At 43.5% G+C, this 15,925-nt stretch carries 15 protein-coding genes; 5 read left to right on the forward strand and 10 right to left on the reverse strand.

The features are described 5' to 3' along the window. The first annotated feature begins 241 nt into the window (after positions 1-241). Positions 242-571, forward strand: a complete 330-nt coding sequence (locus tag WFH18_RS09430) for a four-helix bundle copper-binding protein (protein WP_004279668.1) — start codon at positions 242-244, stop codon at positions 569-571. A 96-nt stretch (positions 572-667) separates the two neighbouring features. Here WFH18_RS09430 and sthA read toward each other — a convergent pair whose 3' ends face one another. Next, complete coding sequence (gene sthA, locus WFH18_RS09435; RefSeq protein ID WP_004646501.1) at positions 668-2,083, reverse strand: Si-specific NAD(P)(+) transhydrogenase; 1,416 nt, start codon at positions 2,081-2,083, stop codon at positions 668-670. Positions 2,084-2,296: 213 nt separating this feature from the next. Between sthA and lipA the strand changes: the two genes are divergently transcribed. From lipA to WFH18_RS09450, 3 genes are all read left to right on the forward strand, one after another. Continuing rightward, entirely contained in the window at positions 2,297-3,310 is a 1,014-nt protein-coding gene (gene lipA, locus WFH18_RS09440) for a lipoyl synthase (protein WP_004279666.1), read from the forward strand. Between the two features lie 354 nt (positions 3,311-3,664). Beyond that, on the forward strand, positions 3,665-6,169 hold the full coding sequence (locus tag WFH18_RS09445) for an acyl-CoA dehydrogenase (RefSeq protein WP_004279665.1): 2,505 nt from the start codon (positions 3,665-3,667) through the stop codon (positions 6,167-6,169). 166 nt (positions 6,170-6,335) lie between these two features. Further along, complete coding sequence (locus tag WFH18_RS09450) at positions 6,336-6,728, forward strand: carboxymuconolactone decarboxylase family protein (RefSeq protein ID WP_004279664.1); 393 nt, start codon at positions 6,336-6,338, stop codon at positions 6,726-6,728. Positions 6,729-6,861: 133 nt separating this feature from the next. On the opposite strand, the gene WFH18_RS09455 is transcribed toward WFH18_RS09450, so the two are convergent. The 9 genes from WFH18_RS09455 to WFH18_RS09495 all read right to left on the reverse strand — a co-directional run bounded on the left by WFH18_RS09455 (position 6,862) and on the right by WFH18_RS09495 (position 14,872). Next, the gene (locus tag WFH18_RS09455) at positions 6,862-7,701 is read right to left on the reverse strand and encodes an NAD(P)-dependent oxidoreductase (protein WP_005104603.1); all 840 of its coding nucleotides are present in this window, start codon (positions 7,699-7,701) and stop codon (positions 6,862-6,864) included. A gap of 51 nt (positions 7,702-7,752) precedes the next feature. Further along, positions 7,753-9,114, reverse strand: a complete 1,362-nt coding sequence (gene rutG, locus WFH18_RS09460; RefSeq protein WP_004279662.1) for a pyrimidine utilization transport protein G — start codon at positions 9,112-9,114, stop codon at positions 7,753-7,755. A gap of 33 nt (positions 9,115-9,147) precedes the next feature. Then, positions 9,148-9,663: an NADH-dependent FMN reductase RutF gene (rutF, locus tag WFH18_RS09465; protein WP_004279661.1), complete on the reverse strand. Its 516-nt coding sequence runs from the start codon at positions 9,661-9,663 to the stop codon at positions 9,148-9,150. Positions 9,664-9,808: 145 nt separating this feature from the next. Next, positions 9,809-10,189 (reverse strand): pyrimidine utilization protein C, encoded by a 381-nt coding sequence (gene rutC / locus WFH18_RS09470; protein WP_004279660.1) that lies wholly within the window; start codon positions 10,187-10,189, stop codon positions 9,809-9,811. Between the two features lie 66 nt (positions 10,190-10,255). Next, on the reverse strand, positions 10,256-10,984 hold the full coding sequence (gene rutB / locus WFH18_RS09475) for a pyrimidine utilization protein B (protein WP_004279659.1): 729 nt from the start codon (positions 10,982-10,984) through the stop codon (positions 10,256-10,258). Then, positions 10,981-12,087 (reverse strand): pyrimidine utilization protein A, encoded by a 1,107-nt coding sequence (rutA, locus tag WFH18_RS09480; RefSeq protein WP_004279658.1) that lies wholly within the window; start codon positions 12,085-12,087, stop codon positions 10,981-10,983. The genes rutB and rutA overlap by 4 nt, the downstream gene beginning before the upstream one ends. A gap of 336 nt (positions 12,088-12,423) precedes the next feature. Continuing rightward, positions 12,424-13,215, reverse strand: coding sequence for a pyrimidine utilization protein D (gene rutD, locus WFH18_RS09485; protein WP_004279657.1), 792 nt, complete (start codon positions 13,213-13,215; stop codon positions 12,424-12,426). 80 nt (positions 13,216-13,295) lie between these two features. Continuing rightward, positions 13,296-13,553: a hypothetical protein gene (locus WFH18_RS09490; protein ID WP_004730148.1), complete on the reverse strand. Its 258-nt coding sequence runs from the start codon at positions 13,551-13,553 to the stop codon at positions 13,296-13,298. 137 nt (positions 13,554-13,690) lie between these two features. Next, positions 13,691-14,872: a S1C family serine protease gene (locus WFH18_RS09495; protein ID WP_004279655.1), complete on the reverse strand. Its 1,182-nt coding sequence runs from the start codon at positions 14,870-14,872 to the stop codon at positions 13,691-13,693. Between the two features lie 170 nt (positions 14,873-15,042). Here WFH18_RS09495 and WFH18_RS09500 point away from each other — a divergent pair, with 170 nt between their 5' ends. Continuing rightward, the gene (locus WFH18_RS09500; protein ID WP_004279653.1) at positions 15,043-15,801 is read left to right on the forward strand and encodes a Nif3-like dinuclear metal center hexameric protein; all 759 of its coding nucleotides are present in this window, start codon (positions 15,043-15,045) and stop codon (positions 15,799-15,801) included. Positions 15,802-15,925: the final 124 nt, after the last annotated feature.

Consider the following 15,925-nt stretch of genomic DNA (forward strand, 5'->3'; position numbering starts at 1 on the left):
AACTTTATGGTGAATATTATGGCTGCTATAGTGGCTTATTGCTTAAATCCAAATAAGCCAACTTTCCAAAACTTGCTAAAAAGCTAAAATATTTCATCGAACTCAGGTTATAGATAGTAAATTCCTTAACAAAACAAAGCGCCTGTTTACTTTTCCTCACCTAATCTGCCTAGTGTATTTTCCTTTTTCTGCTTAGCGTATTAGAAAATCAGCAATAAACCTATGGAAAGAGGAAACGATAATGAATCAGCTTCAATTTTCAGATTGTGTGCAAACCTGTATGAACTGTTCCCTGGCATGTGCCAACTGTGCCAGTGCCTGTCTTAAAGAAGAAGATCTGGAGATGATGCGGGAGTGTATCCAGCGCTGTCTGGACTGTGCAGATATCTGTCAGCTTTGCGCCCGTATGGAACAAAAGCAATCTCCATTCATGCATGAAATATGTGAACTTTGTGCGAAAGCCTGTGACTACTGTGTAGAAGAATGTGGTCATCATGAAGATGAACATTGTCAGCAATGTGCCGAAGCATGCCGCCGCTGTGCTGAAGAATGCCGAAAAATGGCGGCTTAAAAATTCGATTTGATCAACTTGACTGACTTAATCACTTCCAATAAAAAAACCGCAAGTGAAGACTTGCGGTTTTTCTGTCTAAGTCAAATATCTCACTTAGAATAAACGGTTCATACCATTCAGTGTGGCTACACGATACGCTTCCGCCATAGTCGGATAGTTAAACGTGGTTTCTACGAAGTACTTGATGGTATTGTTCGGGCTGTTCATGACTGCCTGACCAATATGGATAATTTCAGAGGCATTATTACCGAAGCAATGTACACCCAAAACTTCCAATGTTTCGCGATGGAACAGAATCTTTAATTCACCCATAGTATCACCGGTAATCTGTGCACGTGCCAAATGACGGAATGATGCCTGACCGACTTCATACGGAATTTTTTCTTCAGTCAGCTGCTGTTCAGTCTTACCAATCGAAGAAATTTCAGGAATGGTATAAATCCCGGTTGGAATATCAGTCACCGGCGCAACGTCTTTCTCGCCGCTCATATTGGCACCTGCGCAACGACCTTGGTCATAGGCAGCAGAGGCTAGCGAAGGCCAACCGATTACATCACCGGCAGCGTAGATATTTTCTACTTCAGTCTGATATTGATCATTCACAGTCAATTGACCACGGCTGTTCGGTTTCAGGCCGACATTTTCAAGGCCTAGACCATCGGTATTGCCTGAACGGCCATTACACCACAAAATCGCGTCGGCTTTAATTTTCTTGCCGCTTTGCGTGTGCATCACCACATGGTCGTCAAATGTTTCTAAAAAGTCGATCTGTTCATTATGACGAATCAATACACCCTGTTCACGCAAGTGATAAGACAGTGCATCAGAAATTTCATCATCCAGATAGCTTAAAAGTTTGTGTTGGGTGTTGATCAAGTCGACTTTATGTCCTAGACCAATAAAGATCGAGGCATATTCACAACCGATTACACCTGCACCATAAATAATGATTTTCTGGATGGAATAGTCCAGATCCAGAATTTTGTCTGAATCAAATACACGTGGATGATTAAAATCAAGAATGTCTGGACGATATGGACGCGAGCCGCTGGCAATGACCAGTTGCTTGAACATCAGCGTTTCTTTAATGCCATCTGGGTTAAATACAAAAATGGTATTTTGATCCTGAATATAGGCACGACCATGATAAATATCAATTTTATTGCGGTCGTAGAAACGTGAATGTGTATCTACTTGTTGTTGAATAACTTTATGTGCATGACGCAACACTTGCTTCATGGTGAACTGCTTCCAGTCCCCGACTTTTTGAAACAGTGGATCACGTTGATAACGGATAATACTGGATACTGTTTGACGCAATGCTTTACTTGGAATCGTACCGACATGGGTACAGTTACCACCCAGCTGTTCACGCATCTCAACGATTGCAACACGCTTACCAGATTTGGCAAGTTTCATTGCCGCGCCTTCGCCCGCAGGGCCCGAACCTAGAACTACCGCATCATATTTAACGAAAGTCCCACTAACGACCTCTTTTTTACGTGGCATTCAACGCTCCTCAAAATTAAAAAATTCACTTTAATCTACACTCTTATTATGACGTAAATCCTGTTGATTTGGTGTATTTAACTCACATATATTGCTTGATAAGAACATTTTTTAAATGAATACCCCTTTTTGCCCTATTTAGAACGAAGTCCGTTATAATAACTGCGCTATCTTTGAGTATCTCCCCCTTCAAAAACAGTGGAAAAGTTGAATATGTCTGAAAACCGTAAACCTGAACAGGGCGTCAAACTTCGCGGTGCGGAAAAAGTTGCCCGCATTCCTGTAAAAGTTGTTCCTACGGTTGAAACGCCACGCAAGCCGGACTGGATCCGGGTGAAAATGGCGGCACCTGAAGAAGTTCAACGTATTAAAACCACACTACGTCAGCAAAAATTACATACGGTGTGCGAAGAAGCCGCCTGTCCAAACCTGCCTGAATGTTTTGGTGGCGGTACTGCGACTTTCATGATTATGGGCGATATCTGTACCCGTCGTTGTCCGTTCTGTGATGTGGCTCATGGCCGTCCAAATGCACTCGATGCAGATGAACCGCGTCATATGGCAGAAACTATTGCCAATCTGGGTTTGAAATATGCAGTGATCACTTCGGTAGACCGTGATGATTTACTGGATGGCGGTGCACAGCATTTTGTAGATTGTATTAAAGAAGCGCGTGCTCTAAGCCCGAATACCCTGCTGGAAATTCTGGTGCCAGATTTCCGTGGTCGTATGGATATCGCGCTGCGCATCATGACTGAATGCCCACCAGATGTGTTTAACCACAATATCGAAACTGTACCGCGTTTATATAAAGCCATGCGTCCAGGTTCTGACTATCAACACTCTTTAAACCTGCTGAAAATGTTTAAAGAATACTGCCCGGACGTACCAACCAAATGTGGTCTGATGGTCGGTATTGGTGAAACTGAAGAAGAAGTGCTTGCCCTGCTTGATGATTTATATGCGCATGGCGTAGATTATGTGACGATTGGTCAGTATTTGCAGCCTTCAAAAGAACATGCAGCGATTGACCGCTTTGTGACACCTGAAGAATTCGAGCGTTATACCGAACATGGTCAAAAACTCGGCTTCCGCAATATCTGGGCAGCACCAATGGTTCGTTCAAGCTACTTTGCCGACCGCCAATACTACGGCGAACCTGTACCAGCAGTGCGTCGTAAAGTGGATCCTGCAAAAAAAATTGCAGTCCAGGCCATTGAAGCTTAGTCCTGTTTAAACAAATGAAATAAAAGCCCTCTCTTGTAGAGGGCTTTTTAATATCCATAATTGAAATTCTACTCAGCGTTAAACGCCATTTTTTATTTTAGATAAGATTAAGTCATTACTTATCTTCACATTTCTTTGCGCGTTCTCACTTGAAGACTGAGCATTTTTCAAACAATCTCAAAAATAGATGAAAGATTTAAAAATATCGTTGCAAGACTTGAAAACGATCATTCTCACACGTGCAATGCTGAACCTGTCCGATCCTCAAGCGACAAAAAAAATGAATGAACTGTGACAAAAATTCTATGAGATCTCGGCACAGGCAGCGTTGTATAAATCTGGAGAACTATAACAATGCTATTTATATTTGCTGTACTACTGCTATTACTTAGTTTATGGGCGGTTTTCTATTTTCAGCTCTCCCGTAGCGCGGGTGCAATTGCACTAATTGTCATGTCAGTAGTCTGTGCCTTTATTAGCCCATGGTCACTTATTCTCGGCATTCCGCTGATCCTGATTAGCCTTGTGGTGATGATCGACCCTTTACGTATGTCGTTCATTTCTAAACCGGCCTATAAAGCACTGGCCAATGCCATGCCTAGTATCAGCCCGACAGAACGTGAAGCACTGGACTCCGGAACCAGCTGGTGGGAAAAAGAACTGTTTATGGGTGCACCGAACTGGGAAACCTTTAACAGTTATCCCTATCCCAAATTATCGCTAGAAGAACAAGCTTTTCTGGACAATGAGGTTGAGACCTTGTGCAGCATGCTGGATGAATGGGAAATCCATGAGCAGAAAGCGCTGCCTGATCATGTCTGGCAATATATTAAGGAACATGGTTTCTTAGGCCTGATTATTCCCAAAGAATACGGCGGTCGTGCCTTTAGCTCCTTTGCCCAAAGTCGGGTGATGAGCAAGATTGCTTCGCGATCTCTGACCACAGCCGTGAGTTGTATGGTACCGAACTCACTCGGACCAGGCGAGCTGTTACTGCATTATGGTACCGAAGAACAGAAAGACCGTTATCTGCCGGGTCTGGCGCGAGGCGAAGAAATTCCCTGTTTCGGTTTGACCAGTCCGGAGGCCGGTTCCGATGCTGGTGCGATTCCTGATACCGGTGTAGTCTGCTATGGCCAGTTTGAAGGTCAGGAAGTACTCGGTCTGAGAATGAATTTTTCCAAACGCTGGATTACTTTGGCACCAATTGCGACAGTGGTGGGTCTGGCCTTTAAAATGTATGATCCGGATCATCTTTTGGGTGAACAGACTGAATATGGCATTACCTGTGCCCTGCTTCCTGCCAGTCATGAAGGCGTAATAGTGGGACCACGGCATAACCCGGGACCGCCATTCATGAATGGAACAGTGGAAGGTAAAGATGTCTTTATTCCACTGGACTGGATTATTGGTGGCGTAAAAAATGCCGGTAAAGGATGGCGCATGCTGATGGAATGTTTGGCAGTCGGTCGTGGCATTTCCCTACCAGCGCTGTCTACTTCTACTTCAGAAATGACTTATTTAAATGTGGGTGCTTTCTCTCGTATTCGTCAGCAATTCAAGATTTCAGTTGGCAAGTTTGAGGGTGTTCAGGAAGCCAATAGTGAAATCGCCAGTGACACCTATATGCTGGAAGCCTTCCGTTATCTGGTCACCTGTGGTCTGAATCAGGGTGGCAAGCCTGCCGTAATGACGGCGATTGCCAAATACTATGCAACTGAAGGCATGCGTAAAGTGGTCAATCACGGCATGGATGTGGTCGGTGGTCGTGCCATTCAGATGGGGCCGCGTAACTTTCTGGCACCTTACTATCAGGCAATTCCAGTCTCCATTACCGTCGAAGGCGCCAATATTCTCAGTCGTTCCTTGATGATTTTTGGACAGGGTTCAATGCGCTGCCATCCTTATCTATATGAAGAATTACAGCTCTTACAGGCAGAAGACTCGGCAGCGGCTCTAAATCCTTTTGATAACTTGCTGTTTAAGCATTTGGGTTACACCTTTAACCGGACTGCTCGCTCCTTTGCCTATGCCTTTACAGGTGGCTCAAGTGCTGCGCCGCAAAGTGCGGTTGATTTCACCCAGCCTTATTATAAGATCATTAATCGGCTGAGTGCCAACTTTGCTTTAACTGCGGATATGTGCCTAGGTTTACTCGCAGGGGATATCAAACGTAAGGAAATGCTTTCGGGTCGTCTGGCCGATATTCATGCACATCTGTTTATTGCTTCCTCAATTCTGAAATATTTTGAGCATAGCAAAAAGACTGAAGATGAGCGTTTACATGCACAGCTTGCGGTAGAAAAGTCTCTGTATACAGCGCAAGAAGCTTTTTTCGATCTGTTTGCCAACTTTCCATCAGGTGCAGCAGCAGGTATGGTCAAACTGTTATGTTTCCCACTTGGCCGCCCATTGAAAAAACCGTCAGACCAGCTAAAACAGCAGGTAGCCAACAGTATGATGGAAGACAATGCTTTCCGGAAAGTACTGAAAAAGCATGTTTTCTATAGCACAGCGGAAGATGATGTAAATGGTCGTATGGAATCAACCTTCACCATGTTATTGGAAATTGAGCAGCTTTGGGATCGCTTTAAAAAAGCTGAAAACAAAGGTCAATTCAAGGGACTCAGTTTTGCTGATCATGTGGCTGATGCGCATGAACAAGGCTTTATTAATGAAGAAGAAGCCAATAAGTTACTGCACTATAATGCGCGTCGCTATGACAGCATGTTGACTGATGTCTTCGATTTGCATTTACAGGAAGTATTGGAGCTGGAAAATCCTCATATTTCGAAAGCAGATGCAACAGGTACTGATACTTCAGTTCAAAGTGCACCTTCACATTCAACCAGTCCTTAGATAGAACTTTTATCTAAATCAGACCTTGATTACAAAGTGAAGTTATTTCCTGATTTCACTTTGGATATCTCAAGTGGCTATTAAGCCACTTTTTTACGACTATTGCACGATGGTATTTAAGAGATAAAACGTTAAGCTAGACTCATAATAAAATTGAGGGTCAATGATGTCACAACAAGATTATGAAAATGGCTTGAAAGTCCGTACTGAAGTGATGGGTTCAAGCTTTGTAAAGCGCGCTCAGGACAATACGGTTCCTTTTACTCAGCCTTTGCAGGACTGGATTAATGAACATGCCTGGGGTTCGACCTGGCAACGTGAAGGGGTTTTACCACGTAAATATCGTTCTTTAATTACTATTGCTTTTCTTACCGCGCAAAAAAGCCCAACTGAATTGAAAGGCCATGTTCGTGGCGCTTTGAATAATGGTGCAACAGTTGAAGAAATTCAGGAAGTACTACTGCATAGCCTGCCTTACTGCGGTGCCCCAGCTACTCAGGAAGCCTTCCGTGCAGCGCTTGAAGTGATTCAGGAATATCAGACAAATCAACAGAATTAAGAACTGCCTAGGCTATTTAACTGGCTTATCAATAATAAAGCCGGGAATTAAAATTCCCGGCTTTTTAAATTTTAAACTGATATATCTATAGCTATAACGTCTTTAACACTGTCTTTAATATTGTTTGAAAAGATTATCCTCTTAATTTAATTTGAGTCCGCTGTTCCAGTCCTTGCACCGCAGCGGAGAAATCCAGCTGACTGGCCTGTGGTTTGGCAATCTGCTGAAACTCTTGCTGAACCAAAGACATTACTGATAAATCCAGTTGCTGTTGCTGTACCAACTCCAAGGCAATGCCAATATCTTTCTGTAATAGATCCAGTGCAAAGGTCTTATTAAATTCACGGCTTAGTACACGCTGTGCCATGATATTTTCCGACATGCTGCTTTTACCACTGGAATGATTAATACAGTTTAGTGCACTGCTTAAATCAACACCCTGCCCTTTCAGCACAGTCAGCCCTTCAGCCAATGCCCATAAGTGAGTCGCCATTAAGGTATTATTCACAGCTTTTACCGCAAAGCCAGAACCGCTTTCTCCCACATATTCAATCAGGCCAGCAAAGGCATCAATGATCGGTTTGGCTCGTTCAAAGGCTTGTTCATTGCCACCCACCATCACAGTTAAAGTGCCTTTTTCTGCCCCAACAGTCTGACCGGATACTGGAGCATCCAGATAAAAACTGCCTTGTTGCTCCAAGAGCTTCGCCAGTTTTTGGGCAGATTCCGGTACACCGCTGGTACAGTCAATCCAGATTGCACCTTGTTTGGGTGGATGGGCTGCAATCAATGCTTCCACATCCTGACTGGTCGGCAAACAGGAAAAGATAAAATCTGCCTGAACCGCCTGCTTAATACTCACTGCTTGAGTTGCAAAAATTTCAGCATGCGTTACAGCTTTCTGTTCAGTTCGATTCCAGACCCAAACCTGATGCCCGAGTTTTGGCAAATGGGAGGCCATATGCCAGCCCATTGCCCCGAGTCCTAAAAATGCAATTGAATGACTCAAAAAATGCTCCTCATATTAAGCGACTGGCTTAGCCTCAACCTCAGTTACGGTTTCAGCTGGTTCAGATGCTGGCAATTCTTTATCTTCACCACGATTTAGGAACAGGTTCAACAAAATCGCAGCCAAAGTCGCAGTACCGATACCACCCAAATCGAAACCACCAATCTGCAAGCTATAATTACCTGTCCCCATAATCAGACACACCGCACCAATAATCAGGGTACTGTTCTTGGTAAAATCAACATGGTTATCCACCCAGATTTTGGCACCCGCCACAGTAATCAACCCGAAGACCACAATCGATGCGCCACCCAATAAAGCTACTGGAATGGTACTGATCACCGCACCAAATTTAGGTGAAAGTCCCAGCAAAATAGCGAAGATCCCGGCAAAAATAAATACGGTGGTGGCGTACACTTTGGTCACTGCCATCACACCGATATTTTCAGCATAAGTGGTCATCCCGGTACCGCCGACAGAAGCGGATAATGAAGTACAAACCCCATCTGCAAAGAAACCGCGTCCCATATACGGCGACAGATTTTTACCAGTCATTGCGGATACCGCTTTAAAGTGCCCAAGATTTTCTGCAACCAGAATAATGGCCACTGGTGCAATCATCAGCATGGCATTCATTTCAAAGACCGGACTCTGGAAATTCGGCAAACCAAACCATGCTGCTTCACTGACTTTGGTAAAATCAATCGCAGATCCGAAGCCCATGACGTTTGTGAAAAGGAAGTAAATCAGATAGGAAGACAATAAGCCCAATAACAGCAACAGACGGCGTACCATTCCTCGGGTAAACACAGCAATCACACTGATACAGATAATGGTGATTAATGCCATCCAGGAATCAAACTGGTTCGCTGAAACACTCTTAATTGCGACTGGCGCCAGGTTCAAACCAATGATCATCACAATCACGCCTGTCACTACTGGCGGCATCAGTTTTTCAATCCAGTTGGTACCGGTTTTCATGACCAGCAGACCAATCAAGGCATAGACAATACCGCAAGCAATGGTACCGCCAAGCGCCAGCCCGATATTGGGATTCGCCCCTGCTCCGGAGTAGCCTGTGACCGCCACCACGGCGCCAATAAAGGCAAAACTAGACCCCAGATAACTTGGCAATCGACCGCCAGTGATCAGGAAAAATAAAATGGTGCCAATCCCGGTAATAAAAATCGTGAGATTGGGATCAAACCCCATTAAAAGTGGCGCCAGCACGGTTGCCCCAAACATCGCAAACACATGCTGTAACCCGAGAATAATACTTTTCCCAGCAGGCAGATATTCATCTGTTTGCACGGGTGTGGTATCGAGATTGCCTTGGTAAGGCTTAAATTTTGGAAACCACGTTTCTTTTTCTTGCATCGGCTTCCCCTCCTTGATTAGGACTGAATTGATTTAGCACATTTTGTGTGGCTCACAGTAAGAACGGTTAAAGTACATCAGCGCATTGCCTTGACTCTGGCACATGGCTTTCACCTCACAGAACAGCACGTCATGACTGCCTACGGATAAACATTGGACCACCTCGCAGTCAAAACTGACTAAGGCATCTTCAAGTACAGGCGACTGGGTCACCAAAGTTTTCCAGTTCCCCTGACTGAAACGCTCTGCCATTGGTGTTTTTCCACCAAACAGATTGGAAAGATTTTGTTGATGTGATGCCAGGGTATTCACACACAACACCTGATTCTTTTTAAAGGTTTCATAGACTGACGCAGAACGGTTCAGGCACACCAGTAACGTTGGTGGTGTATCCGTCACGCTACATACGGCCGAAGCGGTAAATCCAGCCATTCCTGCATCGCCTTGCGTGGTAATGACATTCACTGCAGCACCTAGATTAGACATGCCCTGACGGAAAATCTGCTGATCGACCTGGGTAAAGATGTCATCTGATGCGTTAGTCGCCAAAACCTTATTTAATGCGTTATTTTCTACAACTGTTTCTGTGATGATTTTAGATAGTTTGGCATTCATGCTGTTCTCCCTCCCCCAAGTCAATATTCAGTTTCAGACCTGGGGCATCTAGTAATGAGATTGAATCAGGTGGATCGGCTTATACATGGGCAATCGAAGCAATTTCGACCAGCGCATCAGGTTTGGCCAAACCTGTCTGTACGCAATAACGTGCCGGTTTATCTCCCGGGAAATACTCAGCATAAACTGTATTAATCGCAGCATAATCTGCCCAGTCTTTGACAAAGACATGGTTAAACGTTACGTCATCCATGCTGCCACCGGCTTCTTCAATCACACGCTTGATAGTTTCCAGAATATGACGGGTCTGTGCTGCGGCATCACCGACATGCACCACATTATTATTTTCATCAAAAGCTAATGTACCGGATACATACACAATATTGTCTGCCTTGGTTGCCGGTACATAAGGTGCTAATGGTTTCGATGTTCCTGCTGGAATAATGATTTCTTTAGGCATACTATTTTTTCCTTAATTCTGATCTTTAATTCTTTATGCGCTTACAGCTGATTTAGTTTCTTTTAGTTACTCACTTTCTTTTTGAAAGGTCTCGACAAAATTTGCAGTATCTGACACCCAACCAAAGAAGGTCTTGATGTTATACAGACTGGCTTCATGAGCTTCGGCTGGACCTGCCTGATAGCAGGCATCAGCAAGTGCGACACCGAAATACTCCAGGAAGAAGCCATCACGTAGCGTCGATTCCACACAAACGTTGGTGGCAATTCCGACAAAGACCAGATTACGGATTCCTCGCACACGCAACATGCTGTCCAACGCGGTATTAAAGAAACCGCTATAACGTGGCTTTTCGATCACCAAGTCTTGTGGCAATGGCTTTAACTCATCAATCAGTTCAAAATCCCAACTACCTTTGGCCAATAACTGTCCCTGTAATTCAGGATGTTTACGCATGGTCTTTAAGGCATTGGATTTATGGAAATTTGGAGAGTCCTTACCACCCGCTTCCTTATATTCCGCATCCCAGCCATTTTTGAAATAAATCACCTGAATACCAGCTGCATGTGCAGCATCAACAGCCTTTTTAATATTTTCCACTACTGGCTTGGTCTTTGAGACATCAAAGCCCGCCAGATCCAGATAGCCGCCTTGCGAGGTATAAGCATTCTGCATATCAATGACGATCAAAGCTGTTTGTTCTGGTGCAAGACAAATCGCTTCGGGTTCAGCTTTAAGGGTTTTTCCTGTGCCGAGTTTTTCAGTAAAACCGGCTGTTACGACTGATTCACTCATGCGCTTTTCTCCATAACCGGTGCTGCATCTTCAATGACAATATGATCACGACATTTCATCAGTGGCTGGATTTTCTGACCGAAATTTTCAACGCCTTGAATAAAATCATCAAAAGTCAGTAGCACACCTTCGGTACCCTTGATCTCGCCAATTTCATCCAACATTCGTGCCACATTTCCATAGGAACCCACCAGCGTACCCATATTGATATTCACTGGAGATACACTCGAAGCCATTTGACGGATATTGGTATCTGTACCAGAAGTCGTATCTTTACCGCCTTGATTCATCAGCCAGTTAATCGCTTCCATGTCGGCACCATCGTTATAGTGCTGCCATTTGGCTTGAGCTTCTTCATCAGTTTCTGCAGCAATCACCATAAACAGCACATAAGTCTGTACATCACGGCCAGTTACATCTGTTTTTTCTTTTAGGCGGTCATTAATTTCTGCATAAGCTGTTGGAGTATTCAAGCCTTTACCAAACACGAAGTTATAATCGGCATATTGTGCAGAAAACTCTAAACCTGCATCAGACTGACCTGCGCAGATAATTTTCATATCCGCTTGTGGACGTGGGCTGACACGGCAATCTTCCATCTGGAAATGTTCGCCCTTAAAGTCTGACTTACCAGTCGCCCAAAGTTCACGCAGAATTTGTACATATTCAGACAGATATTCATAGCGTTTACCAAAATAGTCATTACCTGGCCACATACCCATTTGGGTATATTCAGGTGGTTGCCAGCCAGTCACCACATTTAGACCAAAACGGCCATTAGAAATAGAATCAATGGTAGACGCCATACGTGCCACAATTGCCGGTGGCATGACCAAAGTGGCTGCCGTTGCATAAATTTGAATTTTGCTGGTCACGGCTGCGAGACCCGCCATCAGGGTGAAAGTTTCCAGGTTATGTTCCCAGAATTCGGTCTTGCCACCAAAGCCACGCAGCTTGATCATGGAGAGTGCGAAATCGAAACCATAGTGTTCAGCACGTTGTACGATTTGTTTGTTTAACTCAAAAGTCGGCATGTACTGTGGTGCATTTTCAGAGATTAACCAGCCGTTATTTCCAATTGGACAGAAGACACCTATTTTCATTTTCACACCTCATTATTTTTAACACTTATTCAAAATTCTGATTCCACTTCGGGAATTTTATTTACAAGATAAACATTGCAAAGCGTGTGCCAACTATATTTAATTTATAATTATCAATTACTTAATATTTTATTTTTTGAATTTTTAGTAAAATAACCATTTTTACCTATGAGTCAATTTTGAACATATTGTTTCATTCAAGTGCACTCGTAGCAATTTTTGCATTTGCAGTTCATGCATCAATTCGAAGTAAAAACCATGCTGATGCTACAAAAATGATTGATTAGAAAAAATAAAAAACCAGACACGAGGTCTGGCTTTAAAAAAATCTTCAAACTAAGGGGAAATCAGGAATGAAAGGATCAGTTGATTCACCTGATCTGTCTCGGTCACAGTAGATGCATGTGCACCTGTAGCAAGCAAACTTAGCTGACTATGCGGCAAGCATTGCTGTAATTGCTGTGACCGTTGATAAGGCACCAGGAAATCATTCTGATTGGCAAGCAGATGTATAGGAATATCTTTGAGTGCCTGTTGATGTTCTGTGTTTAGTTTAAAAGTCTGCACGGCTTGTAGGCGTGCCAGAACATTTTTGATCGGTGGAAAGTCAAGGAGCTGCTTATTTTCTGCTTCGGTTAACTGATCAATATGGGTTGAAATCCACTGCGGCGGATAAAGAAATAAAGCCTGTGCTCTCACATATGCCTCTGCCTTGCTATTGAGCAATAACGAAGTCCGGGCTTCGAAACACTTCTGAGTATGAGCATCCAGCTCTCCCCAAGCATTTAACATGGTCAAACTGAGCAGCTTAAACTTTCTTTCAGCCTGATAGGTCGCCAGTTGCATGCCGATATGTCCGCCCAACGCATGCCCGATAAAATGAAACTCTCGAATGCCATCATTGATCAATAAATCCAGAATCTGGCCGGCCATATGGTCGATCGAATAAGGCGTGGGCAAGAGTTCAGAATCTGAATGACAGCCTTCCTGGTCATAAGTAACCACATGAAAATGCTGCTGTAAAACTCTAATTTGAGGATTCCAGAAACTGGCATGTCCGCCCAGTCCGGACGAAAGCACCACATAAGGTGCATCTGCCTGTGCTGCATGATGAATAAATAAAGACATAAATTTCTCATAGTTTAAATATGAGATGAACGCAGCAAAATATATGCCTAAACAGGACCTTTTTTGAACAACTGTTAAAATTACAGCCAGTAGACATTAAAGCTGTAATAAAATTCTTGTACTTCAAAACGTACGTTATAACCCAGATCTGTTAACTCGGCAGACAAGGCACGGATATCTTCCAAAGGCAGATGTTTGGGAAAAACTGTCAGTACCGCTGTATTGCCTTGCCGGGCATTATCTTCAATCAGTTGCGCCAGACGTGGCTTATACATTTCAATATTCAGGTTAGCAACATTAGATAAAATTTTGGCCTGATCTGCCGTCATAAAATTCATTTTTATTTTCTCTTTTAATGTTATTTCACTAAGCTAAATGATTTATAAAACGCTTAATATTTCACTTTTGTATCAGAACATGCTGAAAGAAAGTATAAAAAAAATCCCTCATCATGAGGGATTTTTTTTAATCAAACTTATTGGCCTGGCAGAGGAATATATTGTGAAGCACTGTCTTGTGCCTTACGTTCAGTCACCACAACCTCTAGGATCATGGTTTTTCCTGCCCGCTCAATTTCAATCTGAATGGTACTGTTTGGCTTTTGCAAGGCCACAAAATTAATCAGATGTGAGGCAGAACTAATCTCTTCCTCATTTACTTTCATAATCTTATCGCCACGCTGGATTCCAGCCTTGGCAGCAGGTCCATTCGGTAGCACTTCTGCGACCGTCACACCTTTTTCTTTGGGTTGCAGGACATCATCACGCTCTGCAGGTAATAAGCTGATCCCTAACCAGCCACGAACCACACGGCCATCTTTCAAAATGGCATTCATCACCTGCTGACAAATTTTGGCCGGAATGGCAAAACCAATCCCCAGCGAACCACCAGACTGCGAGAAAATTGCAGTATTCACACCAATTAAATTACCGGCGACATCAATAAGTGCACCGCCCGAGTTACCCGGGTTAATTGCAGCATCGGTCTGTACAAAGTCTTCATAGGTATTGATACCCAAATCTGAACGGCCCGTTGCCGAGATAATCCCCTGCGTCACGGTTTGCCCAACACCAAAAGGATTACCAATGGCCAGAACCACATCACCGACTTCATTGCCACTGAGTTTAAATGGCAAAACTGGCAATTGCGTCAGTTCAATCTTGATCACGGCCAGATCGGTATCCGGGTCAGTTCCGACCACTTTAGCTTCGGCACGACGTCCATCCTGCAAAGCCACTACAATCTGATCGGCCTGCGCAATCACGTGGTTATTGGTCAGGATATAACCGTCTGGACGTACAATTACACCCGAACCTAAACTGTTTTCATTCGGGCTTTGTCCATACTGGTCAGGCAACTGATCGCCAAAGAATTCACGAAATACCGGATCGGTCAGTAAAGGATGCGCCTGTTGCTTGACTTTTTGGGTAGTAAAAATATTCACGACAGCCGGGGCTGCCACTTTTACAGCAGCACTGTAGGAGACCACGCCTCCTGAGCGCGACGTATCAATCAACGGCTCTACTTTTTCAGCAGGCATTTTGACGCCATCTGGCGCAACTGGTGCCTTTGGTTTTTGTAGTTGTTGCCACCCCAAAAAACCGATAATGACTAAAATCAGTAACACCCAGGGTAACCATGTAAAGGTGCGGCGCACGTTGCTATCCTCTAAAATATTTTAATTCGTTGATGACTAAGTAATTTGTGTCCTATTGTAATGCTAAATACATAACTAAACACAAAAAATTCCACAGAGATTTGTGCAGCTTTAGTTACAATTAGACCTATAGATAAATATGGGCAAGTTTTTAAACTTACAGGAATTTTATGGCGAATTTGAACGATATTATTCAATGGTGTGACCAGACTTTGGCAGCACGTGAATTTAAGGACTATGCACCGAATGGCTTGCAGATTGAAGGCAAATCCGAAGTGAATAAAATCCTCTGTGCCGTGACCGCCTCCCAGAGTGCAATTGAAGCTGCAATTGAGCAAGGCGCAGATTTATTGCTGGTTCATCATGGCTATTTCTGGAAAGGAGAAGCCTATCCGATTACGGGAATGCGTGGTAAACGCATTAAAACCCTGATTCAACATGATATCTCACTGGTTGGCTATCATCTGCCTTTAGACAGTCATCCAACACTGGGAAATAATGCCGCCATTGCGGATTTATTAGAACTCGAAAATATCGAACAGCTTGATCCGAGTGAGAAACGTCCAATTGGCAATATTGGCTATTTAAAACAGCCAATGAGTCCGGAAGATTTTAAAAATTATGTTTCAGAAAAGCTGGGCTTTGATGCGATTCATCTTCCTGCTGAAAAAACTCAAATCCATAAAGTCGGTTTCTGTACCGGTGGTGCGCAGGATTATATTCAAAAAGCGGCACTACAAGATTGTGATGCCTATATTTCAGGTGAAGTGAGCGAACGCACCTTTTATGAAGCTCAGGAACTGAATGTGCATTATTATGCTTGTGGCCATCATGCGACTGAAAAATACGGTGTGCAACGCCTTGGCAAGGCTATTTCAGAACAGTTTAATATTGAGTATGATTATTTCGAATTAAACAATCCGATTTAATTCGACTGACGGTTATGATCAGTGGCTTTATTCATATATTTTCAGGCTTTATTCTGTATTGTTATTTATACACGATGCCCATTTCTGCCCGATTATCTATTACAATAAAGCCACTTATTGTTAA

The sequence above is a fragment of the Acinetobacter sp. USHLN143 genome, assembly GCF_037145695.1.
Taxonomy (GTDB): domain Bacteria; phylum Pseudomonadota; class Gammaproteobacteria; order Pseudomonadales; family Moraxellaceae; genus Acinetobacter; species Acinetobacter fasciculus.